The organism is uncultured Streptococcus sp. (genome assembly GCF_963525625.1).
Classification (GTDB): Bacteria; Bacillota; Bacilli; order Lactobacillales; family Streptococcaceae; genus Streptococcus.
Genome location: NZ_CAURLD010000007.1, coordinates 35,638 through 49,882 on the forward strand (window position 1 = coordinate 35,638; position 14,245 = coordinate 49,882).

Sequence of the window (14,245 nt, forward strand, 5' to 3'; positions counted from 1 at the left end):
ATGAAACATGATTTTCTCCTTTCCTAATTTTCTATATTTCCTTCACTTAAAAAAGAAAAAGAAAGAGTAAACTGAGTAGACCGAGAAGGAGCCAGATCCAGCCAAAGATAAAGAATAACAGGATTTTAACAAAAACGAAAATATAAAACATGATTTTCTCCTTTCGTATCAGACATTTTTAAAAGAGGAAGAGACTGACCAGAAAAAGGATTGAGCTGATGCCACTGAAGATATAAGCTAAAACGCGTGGAGCCGGCTCTTGGTCTGCCACTATTTTTCTCGTGAGAAAGTAGCTGACAGCATTAAGGCTGATTGCCACCATAATCCCATTGACCTTAAATACCGGAAAAGCCGGATTGAGCCCATAAAGAAGAACGCTGATATAAACTACGGCATTGATAAAGGGAACCAGCCAGTAAAGGAAATGGACAAATTGCTTGTCGATAATCTCTTTAATAGTCGTCGTGTAGCAAACAATCAGTTGAATTACACTCAAGAGAACTGGCAAAAACCAGATAAAGATTTGCTTGGGCATGCCTAGACCGCTATAGGGCAAATTCCCTCTGATTAGCTGAGGTAGGTCTGCATAGATTGACAAAGCGTAGATAAGCGGTAGCCAAATAGCGATAAGGCTTGCCACTAATTCTTTCCATTTTAATTTCATTTTCTTTCCTCCTTTTATAATTCCAGACAGTCATCAAAGCGGTCTAAGAGTGCCCTGCCTTGATTATGAGTAATAACGATAACAATGCGGTCCTTGATGGACAAGATATAGTCCATGACTTCCGCCGCCAAGCTCGGGTCAAGATTACTGGTCGGCTCATCAAAAATCAGCACATCATAATCCTTAACCAAGAAACGCGCCAAATCAATCCGCTGCTTTTCACCATAGGAAACTTCCTGCCGCTCCAAATCCAGCTTCTTGCTCAAGAAAGCCTCATTAAAATGCATACTTTGGTACAAGAAAGTTTGGTCAGGTGCATTTATATCTCTGTATAGCGCGATATTGTCCGCCACACTTCCCTCGATAAAAAAGTCATTCTTTTGGATAAAGGCGATTTTCTGATAGAGACTGTCGCTTGCTAGCTGGCTGACCGCTTGACCATTGACCATGATTTGACCAGCGTAGTCCTTGCTATCAAAATAATTGAGCAAGAGCTTCATCAAGGTCGACTTGCCCCGACCAGACTCGCCGATAATAGCATAGTGCTTGTCCTTGGCAAACTGATAAGAAAAATCCTGAAAGAGAGCCTTGTCGCCCAACTCCAGACCGAGATGTTCAAAATCAATCCGATCAATCGTTTCGGTCAGATTTTGAGCGGGCTCCGCTTCTTTCTTAGCCAACTTAGCATCAAAATCATTCTCAATATCCTTGACCGTGCTCATGAGATTTTTGTTATTGATAAAAAGCTGCAAAGGAGTGAAGACAAAGTTCAAAAGCTGAACACTGGCAATCAAAGCCCCAATGGTCAGAGACCCTTGGCTGACAAACCAAATCCCCAGAGACATACAAAATATCTGAGACAGAAAGCTAAAGAACATCATCAGAGTCACAGCGCCCTCCTTAGCCGCATTATAGCTTTTTCTGGCTTGCTCAAAGTCGCTGTTGCTGCTAGACAGGTGCTCAACCACCCTTTTTTGGATTTGCAAAAGTTTGATTTGCTCAAAGCCTTCCAAAAAATTGGTGACTTGCTTCAAAAAGTAATTGCTTTTCTGAGTGAAATTCGCTGTCGCCTTGCGCATCAATATCCCTGGAATTTGTGACGCAGCCATGGTCAAAAAAGAAATGAGAATAAAGCCCAGAGCCATGCGCCATTCAATCCAAAAAATAGCCAGTGTACTGATAAAAACTGAAGAAAAGGCAGCCACAATATCACAGCGCGGGGTCAAGTAATTCTCTTGGTAAATATCCATATTCTTGGTCGTTGTGTTGAGATAGCTATTTTCCTGCTCGGAAGCCTTGTCATGCAAATTCTTGTCATAAAAAGAATGGAAAAGCCTCGTTTTGACTTCTTCCAAGACTTGCTTATTATGATTGTTCTTGAACCAAATAGCCAGCAAGCTGCAAAGAGACCAAGCACAAGTGCAAAAAAGGCAGATAAAGAATTGTCCAAGCAAGTTAGAATGAGCCTTCTGCGCACTGTCCACAACAACTCCCAGCTGCAAAGAAAACAAAGTGATAAAAATCGTTGCTCCAATGCTAAAGATAGTCGCACCCAGATAAGAAGCGCGGTATTTCCGTAAAATTTCTTTCAACATTTAATTTTTCCTTCCAATTTTCGTCTATTTTTGAAAACGATCCAAGACGGGATTGCCCAGCAGACGGATAAAACCGTGAGCAAGCCTATAAGCAATAAAAGTAATCCTCTTTTCATCTTTTCTCCTTTATCTATCTATTTAGAAAATTTTCTAAATAAAGAGCACGAAACGAAGCAATCTAATCCTTCTTAGGTATTTCGATTTGTTTCTAAATACTCTGGATTAAAAAATCTAGTCTAGAAAAACTAGATTGCCTATTTTGTATTTAAAAATGTTTTTGATTGGATATTTTTTGCAGGTCGTCCTTATTTTTATAGAGCACCCAGGAAAAAACAGCCAGCCAAATGGATAGACCCGTCACTAGACCTACTACGGTTAGTAGGATTGAGTTTCTTGCTTTCTTCATTTTTCCTCCTTTTTGAGTAGAGAAATTTAGAATTTTTTCTAAATAGCTTTTACAAAAAATTGCTCAGTGACTAATTAAACAGAGCAGAATGAAGTAATTAGAACATCTTCTAAATAGATTGTAACACTTCTCTTTCAAAAAAGCAAGAGGTATTTTGGTTTTTTTCTAAATAGCTATCAAAAAATCTAGCCTGTCTAGACTAGATTGCTCTTAGTTCATATTAACCCGATGCCATTCATTGATGACGTAGGCTAACTGACCAACTTGCTCAATTCCGACACCACTGATCTCATCACTGGCCTCAGTGCTACCACCTAAATAAGCCGTATAGAGAGCTATAATATAGGGCTTCTCTTCCATAACTAATGCATCCACATTGAGCGCCTCACGAACATATCCAGGCTTTTGATAGATGGTAATGTCACGCAGATAGCGCTTATAGTATTCACCTGGGAAGGATTCGCCTATATAATAAAGGATATCCTTGTACTTTTCCTGATTTTTAGACAAATACTCAAGGACTTGAATATAGTAGTCCGTCGTGGTCTTATTATTCTCACGGCTGATCGTCTTAATATCAGCCTTGGACTGACCGTAGCGACTAAACATATCATAGGCCTTTTCCATACCGCCTAGACGCTCTGCTAAAGCGTAGGCTGGAGTATTTTCAGAATAAACCAAGGAATATTCCTGCATGTCTGATATTCTCATAGCACCGTTGAAAGCACCAACATAGTTATCATGCTCGCCCCTATATTCATAGTTTGTATTGGTAATATCAAACCGCTCGTCCATAGAAAGTTTGCCGGCAGCAACCTCATCTACTACCAGCATATTGAGAGGGAGCTTGTAGGTCGATCCCGCAGTCATAGGCTGGGTATCATTCATTGCAAAGGTCTTGCCAGTCGTCAAATCCTTATATGAAAATGCAACCTGGGAGGGTTCAATTCCCATTTCAGTCATATAAGCCTGAATGACCTGAGTCAAATCCAAATTTGCATAGTCAAATCGAAGTCCTAAAGCATCCATAGTCGGGCCGTCCGCCTCCATGACCTTCTGCTTCTCCTCTGGACTTTTTTCAACTGGCTTGGGCTTTTCTTCAACTGGTTTGGAATCAGGCTTGACTTTCTCCTCCTCCTGTTCTTGCTCGCTAGATGTTGCAAGTTGGGCAGCCTCTTGTGCTTTCTTTTCAATGGCCTTATTTCGTTGAGTTATAAAAAGGACGATGAAGCCCAGCAGACAAATACAAGAAACTACAGCTACGATAATCGTTACAATTTTTTTACTCAAAACATTTCTCCTAGCATTTGTATTATAAAAAATTATGAGGAAAATAACAAGTGAAATCCAGAAAAAAGGTATTTTAAACATTAAAAAAGGCAAATCTTTAAACGATTCACCTTTTTATATATTGAAACTGCCTGTTTATTTCGCAGCTGCGTAAAGTTGGTCAACCTTTTTCCAGTTAATAACTGAGAAGAAAGCTTGAATGTAATTCGGACGAAGATTGCGGTATTTCACATAGTAAGCATGTTCCCAAACATCCAGTCCCAAGATTGGAGTTTTGCCTTCTGAAATAGGAGTATCCTGATTTGCTGTTGAGGTCACCTCCAACTTGCCTTCTTTATTGACAACCAACCAAGCCCAGCCAGAACCAAAACGAGTTGTAGCCGCTGCAGTGAAAGCTGCTTTAAAGTCTTCAAATGATCCAAAAGTAGCTTCAATATCTGCTGCCAATTCTGCAGATGGTGATGTTTCTGCTGGTGTCATCAATTCCCAGAAAAGAGCGTGATTAAGATGACCACCACCGTTGTTGATGACTGCCTGACGGATATCAGCTGGGATAGACTTCACATCAGCCAATAATTTTTCCAAGTCTTCACCAATTTCAGGATGTTTTTCAAGCGCAGCATTAACATTCGTTACATAGGTATTGTGGTGCTTGTCATGATGCAAGTGCATTGTTTCTTCATCAATGTAAGGCTCTAACGCATCGTAAGCGTAAGGAAGATCAGGTAAGATAATTGCCATTTGATAGACCTCTTTTTCTATATGATTATAAAAATGATAACGCAATCATTAGAATTTTTCAACTATTTTGCTTGTAAGTCACCCGTCGCAATCTTGAGCAGAGCCAAATCAAACAGGTAATCTTTATCATACAGCCCCGACTTAATCTGGTAATCCGTTTCAATCAGACAGGCCATGGTCCTTTTAAGAAAGGCTAAACTCAGTGAGCGAGCATCCTTTAAAGCAAACTTGACTTGATAAGGATTGACCTTGCGGCCTAGATAATCGGACAAATCAGACACAATCTGACTCTCAGCTCTGCCATTTTCTGCTAAAACTTTAACCTGCGTAAAGATACGAAACTGCCCCAGCATAATAGCAATAAGCTTGATTTCATCCTCGCCTTGAAGTGTCAAATCTCGTACCAAGCTTCTGGCCTCATCAATCTTCTGCTGTAAAATCAGCTGGGTCAGATCAAAAATATTGTCCTGAAGGGTCTTGGGAATGGCCTCGGCAATGTCTTCTAAACCAATCTGACCGGACTCTTTATATCCTTTCAGAAAGGCTAAATTTTTACTAACTTCACTGAACTGAAAACCTGATTTCAGCAGCAACTGGTCGAAAGCTGTCGGAGCAAATTGTAATCCTTCTGTCTGCGCTTCCTTGCTGAAATAAGCCCGCAGATCTGCTTCCTTGAGTTCTGCAGCCTCAAAAATTTTCCCGTCCCGTTTCAGTAGTTTAACCAGACGGCGCTTGCTATCCAACTTACCTTCTGCGAAGATAACCAGACGAGTTGTATCCGCTGGATTTTCCAGATAATTTTCAAAAGATTTGAGTTCTTCATCAGTCAGATAGCGCTTCTTAGCTGTTGTCAAATCAGCAAAATGATCCAAAATCACGATTTTTTCATCTGCAAAAAAAGGCAGACTGACCAAGTCCAACTCCACATCCTGGTAGTTTGCTTCTTTCATATCAAAAATAGCTGTGTTCAAATCACCTGCTTGAAACTGAATCTGGCGGAGAAACTGCTCTTTCAGCAACTCAAACTGACCCAAGTCATCTCCAGCCAAAATGGTCAAAGCAGGAAGGTTACTTGGCGTGATTTTTTTAATTTCCTCAATAGCTAACACCGAAAGTCTCCTCTGCTTTATATTTGTCAATTTTTTTCATGTATTGATTGTAACAAAAAAGAGTCGGAAAGTCTGCTATTTTCTTTGCAAACAAAATCTAATTTTTGAGTATATCTGCTATATAAATATGAACTGTCAATGGCTTCATTTTTCTTTGTTCTAAAAAACTATCAATGTCCAGTTCTGTTCAAGATTTTCTGCGAGCGACAGAGCAAAAAGAGCTGGAAAACTTCCAACTCTTTCTTTGTTTATTCTTGGTTTTCAGTTGCATCCTCTACACTGTTTTCAACTGGTGTAGAAGGTTGCTCCTCTTGAATTGGTGAAACAAAAGGATTATCCTCAACAGGTGCTTGAGTTCCAAAATCTTGAGGTGTTGACTGCTCAGATGTTTCAGCAGTAAATGGATTTTGAACTGCTTCTGCTTGCTCAACAGGCTGGTTTTGATTCGCAACTGGTTGTTGTGGCTGTTGACCAAACTGCTGTTCTTGGAAGCCACCTTGCTGTGGTTGTTGGCCAAATGGTTGGTTTTGGACAGGTTGTTGTGGCTGTTGACCAAACTGCTGATCTTGGAAACCACCTTGTTGAGGCTGTTGGCCAAATGGTTGATTTTGAACAGGTTGTTGTGGTTGTTGACCAAATGATTGGTTTTGGACTGGTTGCTGTGGTTGTTGACCAAATTGTTGTCCTTGGAAACCACCTTGCTGTGACTGTTGGCCAAACTGTTGATTTTGAACAGGTTGTTGTGACTGACCAAACTGTTGGCCTTGGAAACCGCCTTGCTGTGGCTGTTGACCAAATGGTTGACTTTGGAAACCACCTTGTTGCGGTTGTTTTTCATAGTTCAAACCTTGATTGTATGGCTGTTGGCCAAACTGTTGGCCTTGGAAGTTTTGCTGACCATATGAATTTCCAACCATTTCAGGCTTAGATCCTTGACAAAGCAAAACAATCAAAGCAATACTACATGGAAGAGATACTATTCCTGCAATAATATTTAGAACTGGAATAAATGATAGTAAAAAAGGACCAACATACAAGAAAAGAAATGCCCAATGATAACCAGCATCACGTAAACGACGGACAATGATAGCTAAATTAGGTACAAAAGTTGCCAGAGCATAGAGAATTAAGATGAAAATAAAGATTACAGCGAATCCTGCTCCAGCCAAGATTGCTGATGGATCTGATTCATATCCATAAGTTGAGTCTTGAACTGCTGCTGAAAGAATACTTCCAAAAGCAGATGCCCAAAAAATGATAAATAGCGGTGCAGTAACAATAACATGACACAAAACTACCCACCAATAGTCTGATCGACTTGAACGACCTGAAAAATCAGCATAATGTGTCCAGAATTTTTTATATGCAGCAAACATAAAATTCTCCTCTATAATTTTTTATACCCATTATCTTATCACAAATGCATAAATAAATCAATATGACTTCCTGACTGAAGCTAAGCAGTCTACAAAGTATGAGTTGGCATCTTTAGCGCGGCTATCAATGAACTGTTTCAATCCTCCAGGAATTCCAACCAGTCAACCGAATGGCCCCCTGCTGGTCAGTTCGATAGATGGCTGTATTAAACTTCTCAAATCTTTGCAAAGTTTCCTGATGCGGATGACGATAACGATTATTCTGACCGGCTGATATCAAGGCCAGTTTCGGCTGAATTTGCTCTAAAAACTCTGGACTGGACGAGCCTTTGGAACCATGGTGCCCTGCTTTTAAGACATCCGCTTTCAGCTGAGGGAAGCGCTGCAGCAGTTCGGTTTCTCCTTGTCTTTCCAAATCACCTGTAAACAAAAATTTTGTCTGAAAGAACTCCCCGTAGAGTACAATTGAATCATCATTTCCACCGTCTCCTGTTCCGCTAGGATAGAGAACCTGCAAAACTGAGTCAAATACCGGAATCTCATCTCCTACTTCTACGACATGGACAGAAGTTTCTATCTGCTCCAGTTTTTGAACAAAATCAAGCTGAGTCAGACTTCCTTTAGAAACATAGATTTCCTTGATGGAAAAATGCTTAGCTACCTCCAGCATATCTCCCATGTGATCGGTATCGGTATGAGTCAGGACCAATACATCCAGACTAGCAACGCCACGACTTTTGAGATAGGGAATTAAGGTCTTTTCTGCATTGGATGAAGTCTGTCGCTCCTGCCAAGCCTCTTTCTTTCCTATCTCGACTCGTCCTCCTACATCAATCAAAACCGTCCTGCCTCGCCAGTCCCTGAGAAAAATGCTATCTCCCTGACCAATATCCACTACTGTGATCTCGTTTTGCAGCGGATGCTTTGTTAGGAAAAATAAGAGAAGAGCTAGCAAACTAAAAGATAAAAGCCAGCTTTTCTTTCTCCGAAAGTCATAGATTAAAGCCAAAACCAAAAGCAGAGCGAACAGTAACCAGAGGTTGGGCTTTCCAAAAATCAAAGGGCGCGGAGCAAAATCAGCTACCCAACGAATCACATCTTCTAGTAACTCAAAGAAAAAATTGACTTGAGTGATTTTTAAAAGTGGCGACAAAATAAAAATGAGGGTTAAGCCTGGCAGCATCAGCAGATCAAAGAGTAGTGAAAATAGAAAAGTTAAAATCACGGACCAAGGCTGAAATTCAGAAAAATAGTAGATTAGTATAGGCAAAATCCCCAATGAAATAGTCAGACTTTCCGCTAAAAGCTTCCGAAACGGCGACAACTTCTCAAAATCCATCATAGAAATCAAAAAAGCATAAGCACAGGATAAGACACCGCCAGCTGTCAGAAGAAAATTGGGCATGATGATAAAGAGAACCATCAGTGTCAGGGCAAAATTATCAAGTCTGGTCAATCCTTGCTGGGCCAATAACTTCTGAACTAAGCTTCTGACAACAGAAACAGAAAAGCCTGTCAGTCCAGCGTAGATAAATGAAAAAGGCAGCTGCAAGGCGTTTACTGTCTCCCTCTTCATCCCCAAACGTAGAAGAATTCTGCGAAAACCATCCAAAAAGAAACCGACCTGCATACCAGACAAGGCAAACAAATGGATGATACCCAAGCTAGAATACAGGTCACTCATTTCCGCAAACTCCGTATCCAGGTCACCAAACAAGAGTCCAGTCATATAATGACTCATCGGGCTGGGAAAATTACTTCGAATATAGACCAGCGCTTTTCTCCGCCAAACAGACAGCCAATCCAGTGGATTCAGGCTGGAAATTGGTCTTAGTGACTTAATCTTATTGATTTTTAAGATACGGTAAATCCCCTGACTCTTTAAATAAGCCTGATAGTCAAAGCCCGAAAAATTTCGTTGCTGCTGAGCCTGTTCAAACTCTCCTTCAATATCAAGTACGACCAAATCTGTCAGTTGCTGAAAATCTTCCTTTTCACTGGCTGATTTGATCTTGTAGAAGACCTGATAAAGTCGACCGTTGGTTCGCCCTCGAAAGGATAGGGAGTCTCCATTGACTTTGATCGTATCTGGCAAGACCTGAACCGAGCTAGTTGACGGAGCTTCCTGCCTAAAGGCCTGCTCTGCCATTTCCCGACGAAGCAAGAAAAAGAAGACAAAAAGGGACAGGAATGCCAAAGCAGCTAGACTTTTTTTGAGGGGATAGCTGAAAAAGAGACGAAGCAGAAGGACACCCAGCCCAAAATAAGCCAAAGAACTTCCAGAATAGACTGCAAAATAGGCCCATACAAGGATGAAAGCCAGATAGATAGGGGTGAGGGGTAACTTTTTAATCCACTGTGACATATTCTTTCAGCTTTTCTAAGGTCTTATCTCCAATACCTGACACCTTTTTCAGATCATCTACTGACTTAAAGCGGCCACTGCTTTCGCGGTAGGCGATAATGTCAGAAGCCCGCTTCTGTCCGATGCCTGAAATAGTCTGCAGTTCAGCCTCTGTCGCCGTATTTAGATTGACCTTGTCCGACTTTCCACCACTGGCACCAGCAGAATCAGAAGCTCCTGCTTGACGCTGGCCAGTCTGGGTGACATCAGCTCCTTCTTCACCAATCTTTGCCACATAGATTACTGCTTCATCCGTTAATTTTTGTGCCTGATTGATGGACTTAGCCTCGGCGTCTGCTGTCAATCCGCCAGCTTTTTGGATGGCTTCATGGACTCTCGCTCCTGCTCTCAGCTCATAGACACCAGGATTCTTGACTGCTCCCTTAATATCCACAGTAATCTGCTCGCTTTCCTCTTCGTCCGCCTTGGCCTTAGAGACAATCTTTTCGCTTTCTTTATCAGCTGAGCTGGATGAGGAAGTTACCTCTTGACTTAAGGCGGCTACCTGGTTTTGCGGTTGATGATTTCCTTTGATGAGGAAAAAGCCACCTAGCACAGCGCCAACCACTGCCAGACCGACAAAGAGCTTGTATTCTTTAAGCTTCTCAATGATTTCTTCAAGCATATTTTTCTCCTTTGTCTTTTTATTCGTAAAACATTTAAAAAAATAAAACAAGCCGAGAATATTTTCAGCTTGTCATATTTTAAAATCTTTATTTTGCAAGTAATCGTAGATAGAAAGGCCATTGATAAAAATAGGAGCTGTAATATTAGTCTGCTTTGCTTATCCTGTATATCCAAGTTTCTATCTTTTGAGCTTTGCTATGTAAAAAAGCAAGGTTTACTAGAAGAAAAGCCATCATTAGCACACTTAGAATTAGAAGCAGCGGCCAAGAAACTGACTGCTGATATAGATAAAGGATGAAGACTAAGATGAGTATAGGAAAAGTCGTCAAAGCTGTGAAGCCGCCCGGTACCCAACGACGAAAGCGAAACACTTGCATGATATGGCCCAGCAGATGAAGAGTATGACAGAAGCCAATAGCCAGAGCTAGCTCGGGAATGCGAAATAGAATCGCAAGCAGCAAGAGAATAAAAGCTAGCAAAAATTCCTCCGCAATCATCAGAGCAATGCTTTCAGCAGAAAGATAACTTCCTCTTCTGGCAATGAACATCTCCTTTTGATAGCCTTGATGGTCTTGATTCTGAGAAATCCAAGGCCGAACCAGGATAATCTCATCAAACTCGTGCAGCATAAACAGTGATAAGGTTACAAAAGATAAAAAAGCAAGAGACATAGCATCCTCCTTATAAAACATAGCAACATTATAACTCACTTGCATACAAAAATCAGCTCCCAAGCAAGATTGCTCAGCAAGCTGATTAGTATTTTATTTTCTATGCTTATCTGGATCCCAGACAAAGCTAGCAAAAAAGCTGAAAATGATGGTCAAAATTCCAATCAAAATAGCAGGAATAAAGACAAAGGCACGTAAAATCCGCAAGAAAATATTGCCTTTCTTTTGTGTCTGGTAAGGTGCTACTTCAGCATCCAGACGGTCAAACTCAGCATGAACACGGCGAGCCACTTCCTCAACTCCCTCATCATTCATCTTCTTAATGTCTGAAATATCAATGGGATTACCAAAATTCATATCCACGCGCTCCCCAGCTGCTAAGCCTTTGAGGCTCATGGGACCAGCATAGACCACTGGCATGATACGGACCTTAGCCATCTTAGCAATCACTGCTACTCCTCCCTTGACATCCGTAGAATGCCGGCTGCCGCTTGGGAACATAATCAGAGAGCGATTGCTCTTTTTCAGCATATTGACAGGGTATTTTATAGCTGACGGACCAGGATTTTCCCGGTCAATGGGAAAGGCACCACACATGCGAATCCACCAGCCGAATACGCGATTTTCAAAAAGCTGTTTCTTGGCCATGAAAATGAACTGCTTGGGCTTGGTCGCAAAAGCCATGTAAACTGGATCCCACCATGTTCGGTGAGGGGCAACCAAGATATAATTTTCATCTTTTGAAGGAATCTTTTCTTTATTGTGGTAGTGTGCATTGCCGTTCAAGGTCCACAGGATAAAAATCACTAAACCTCGCAAATAGGTATAAAACATAAACTCTCCTTATTTCAAACTGTGATTGTACTTGAAATTTATTACATCCTTTCCCATTATACCCTATCCCATTATAGTCTGCAATATTTTTCCAAACTTTGGCTGTAACAGCTGATTCTGATAGCCATTTCCATAAAAAAATGGTATCATTAATCTCATGAACAAGAAAGAATTAATCGGTTTAAACCAAACCCAAGTAGATGAAAAGATTTCGCAGGGCCTGACCAACGATTTTACAAGTGACACCAGTACTAGTAACTGGCAAATCGTTAAGCGGAATGTTTTCACCCTTTTTAATGCCCTTAACTTTGTTATTGCTCTAGCCTTGGTCTCTGTCCAAGCCTGGAGCAATCTGGTCTTCTTCGCAGTAATCAGCTTTAACGCCGTCACTGGTATTATCACAGAGCTGCGAGCCAAACACATGATTGACAAGCTCAATCTGGTCAGCCGAGAGCTGGTCACAGTCATCCGCAACGGCCAGGAAGTCAAAATTCAGCCAGAAGAAATTGTACTGGGTGACCTGATCAAGCTGTCAGCTGGCGAGCAAATTCCCAGTGATGCCCGTGTAGTAGAGGGTGTTGCCGAGGCCAATGAAGCCATGTTAACAGGGGAGAGTGACCTAGTGCTCAAGGAAGAAGGCGCTGAGCTGCTGTCTGGTAGCTTTCTAGCCAGTGGGCAGATCTATGCTGAGGTGCACCATGTCGGAGCAGACAACTATGCCAACAAGCTCATGACTGAGGCTAAAACCCTCAAGCCTATCAACTCGCGTATTCTATACAATCTTGGGAAAATTTCCCGCTTTACTGGAAAAATTATCATTCCTTTCGGAATGGCTCTCTTCTTTGAAGCCCTGATGATAAAGGGATTGCCTGTCAAAAACTCTGTCATTACCAGCTCAACAGCTCTTTTGGGTATGCTGCCTAAGGGAATCGCCCTGCTGACAGTCACGTCACTCCTGACAGCTGTCATCAAGCTAGGTATGCGCAAGGTGCTTGTTCAGGAAATGTATTCAGTTGAAACTCTGGCTCGGGTGGATACTCTCTGCCTGGACAAGACTGGGACAATTACCCAAGGTAAGATGACTGTTGAAGCCTTGCATAGCCTGTCAGATAAGTTTTCTGATGAGACCGTCGATCAAATCTTAGCAGCCTACATTCAAACCAGCGAGGATAATAACCCAACAGCCCAAGCTATTCGCAAGGGCTACGGCCATCTGGACCATGCCTATACTAGCGACAATGTCATCCCATTTTCTAGTGACCGAAAATGGGGCGCTATGCATTTATCCAGTGTCGGAACTATCTTTCTGGGGGCTCCCGAAATGCTGCTGGACAGCAATCCTGCAGCGGTTGGAGAGGCTCAAAAACGCGGATCGCGGGTTTTGGTGCTAGCTCACAGCAACCAAGTGCTAGACAAACACAGTATTCAACTGCCTGAAGATATGACCGCTTTAGCTGTTCTGGAAATCACTGATCCTATTCGTGAGGGAGCGGCTGAGACACTGGACTACCTGCGCTCTCAGGATGTTGATCTGAAAATCATCTCTGGTGACAATCCAGTGACCGTTTCCCATATTGCTAGCCAGGCTGGATTTGCCAACTACAACAGCTACATCGACTGCTCTAAAATCAGCGATCAAGAATTGGTTGAGCAAGCAGAAGAAACAGCCATCTTCGGCCGTGTTTCTCCCCATCAGAAAAAGCTGCTGATCCAGACTCTTAAGGCCGCTGGTCGGACAACAGCCATGACCGGAGATGGGGTTAATGATATCTTGGCCTTGCGTGAAGCAGACTGCTCCATCGTCATGGCCGAGGGCGACCCCGCAACTCGGCAAATTGCCAACTTGGTCCTTCTTAACTCCGACTTTAACGATGTCCCCGAGATTCTTTTTGAAGGCCGCCGGGTTGTTAACAATATCGGCCGGATTGCTCCGATTTTCTTCATCAAGACGATTTATTCCTTTATCCTGGCTATCATCTGTATCGCCAGTATCCTGCTAGGAAAATCTGAATACCTCTTGATTTTCCCATTCATCCCGATTCAGATCACCTTGATTGACCAGTTTGTCGAAGGTTTCCCGCCCTTTGTCCTCACCTTTGAGCGCAATATTAAGCCGGTTGAAAAGCACTTCCTCAAACGCTCCCTGCAGCTAGCTCTGCCAAGCTCCCTCATGATTGTCTTCAGCGTGCTATTTGTGCGCATCTGGGGCAGCAGTCATGGCTGGAGCGATATAGAAATGGCCACCCTGACCTATTACTTGCTAGGCAGCATCAGCTTCCTGTCAGTCATCCGGGCCTGTCTGCCACTCAACCTCTGGCGCAGCCTGCTTATTATCTTCTCTGTCTTTGGCTTCTATCTATCAGCTTTTGTCCTGCAGCACCTTTTGGAAATTGCGACGCTGACAGCCGCAACTTTACCAGTCTATCTGATTCTCATGGTCGTTTTCGGGCTTGTCTTTGTTGCCTGCACCATCAAGCAGAAATACAGATTTGATTAAGAGCTAGCTAAAAAAAGAATTATCATTTAAG

12 protein-coding genes are annotated in these 14,245 nt (G+C 42.2%); 1 reads left to right on the forward strand and 11 read right to left on the reverse strand.

Going from position 1 to position 14,245, the window contains the following annotated elements:
* Positions 1–178: 178 nt before the first annotated feature.
* The 11 genes from RYK49_RS05375 to RYK49_RS05425 form a co-directional block, all read right to left on the reverse strand.
* Complete coding sequence (locus tag RYK49_RS05375) at positions 179–664, reverse strand: hypothetical protein (protein WP_314865124.1); 486 nt, start codon at positions 662–664, stop codon at positions 179–181.
* A 14-nt stretch (positions 665–678) separates the two neighbouring features.
* Positions 679–2,259 carry an ABC transporter ATP-binding protein gene (locus RYK49_RS05380; protein ID WP_314865126.1) on the reverse strand — a complete coding sequence of 527 codons (1,581 nt, stop codon included), beginning with the start codon at positions 2,257–2,259 and terminating at the stop codon, positions 679–681.
* 265 nt (positions 2,260–2,524) lie between these two features.
* Positions 2,525–2,665: a hypothetical protein gene (locus RYK49_RS05385; RefSeq protein ID WP_002897970.1), complete on the reverse strand. Its 141-nt coding sequence runs from the start codon at positions 2,663–2,665 to the stop codon at positions 2,525–2,527.
* 210 nt (positions 2,666–2,875) lie between these two features.
* The gene (locus RYK49_RS05390; RefSeq protein WP_314865127.1) at positions 2,876–3,955 is read right to left on the reverse strand and encodes a serine hydrolase; all 1,080 of its coding nucleotides are present in this window, start codon (positions 3,953–3,955) and stop codon (positions 2,876–2,878) included.
* A 135-nt stretch (positions 3,956–4,090) separates the two neighbouring features.
* Positions 4,091–4,696 carry a superoxide dismutase SodA gene (sodA, locus tag RYK49_RS05395; RefSeq protein ID WP_314865128.1) on the reverse strand — a complete coding sequence of 202 codons (606 nt, stop codon included), beginning with the start codon at positions 4,694–4,696 and terminating at the stop codon, positions 4,091–4,093.
* 62 nt (positions 4,697–4,758) lie between these two features.
* A complete protein-coding gene (gene holA, locus RYK49_RS05400; RefSeq protein ID WP_314865130.1) occupies positions 4,759–5,805 on the reverse strand; it encodes a DNA polymerase III subunit delta in 1,047 nt (348 codons plus the stop codon).
* 248 nt (positions 5,806–6,053) lie between these two features.
* Complete coding sequence (locus RYK49_RS05405) at positions 6,054–7,181, reverse strand: DUF805 domain-containing protein (RefSeq protein ID WP_314865132.1); 1,128 nt, start codon at positions 7,179–7,181, stop codon at positions 6,054–6,056.
* Positions 7,182–7,305: 124 nt separating this feature from the next.
* On the reverse strand, positions 7,306–9,546 hold the full coding sequence (locus RYK49_RS05410; RefSeq protein ID WP_314830253.1) for a DNA internalization-related competence protein ComEC/Rec2: 2,241 nt from the start codon (positions 9,544–9,546) through the stop codon (positions 7,306–7,308).
* Entirely contained in the window at positions 9,530–10,210 is a 681-nt protein-coding gene (locus RYK49_RS05415; RefSeq protein WP_314830252.1) for a helix-hairpin-helix domain-containing protein, read from the reverse strand. The genes RYK49_RS05410 and RYK49_RS05415 overlap by 17 nt, the downstream gene beginning before the upstream one ends.
* A gap of 145 nt (positions 10,211–10,355) precedes the next feature.
* Positions 10,356–10,904 carry an HXXEE domain-containing protein gene (locus tag RYK49_RS05420; protein ID WP_172454787.1) on the reverse strand — a complete coding sequence of 183 codons (549 nt, stop codon included), beginning with the start codon at positions 10,902–10,904 and terminating at the stop codon, positions 10,356–10,358.
* Positions 10,905–10,976: 72 nt separating this feature from the next.
* A complete protein-coding gene (locus RYK49_RS05425; RefSeq protein WP_002900842.1) occupies positions 10,977–11,717 on the reverse strand; it encodes a 1-acyl-sn-glycerol-3-phosphate acyltransferase in 741 nt (246 codons plus the stop codon).
* Positions 11,718–11,874: 157 nt separating this feature from the next.
* On the opposite strand from RYK49_RS05425, the gene RYK49_RS05430 reads away from it, so the two are divergent.
* Entirely contained in the window at positions 11,875–14,214 is a 2,340-nt protein-coding gene (locus RYK49_RS05430) for a cation-translocating P-type ATPase (RefSeq protein ID WP_111676104.1), read from the forward strand.
* Positions 14,215–14,245 lie beyond the last annotated feature (31 nt).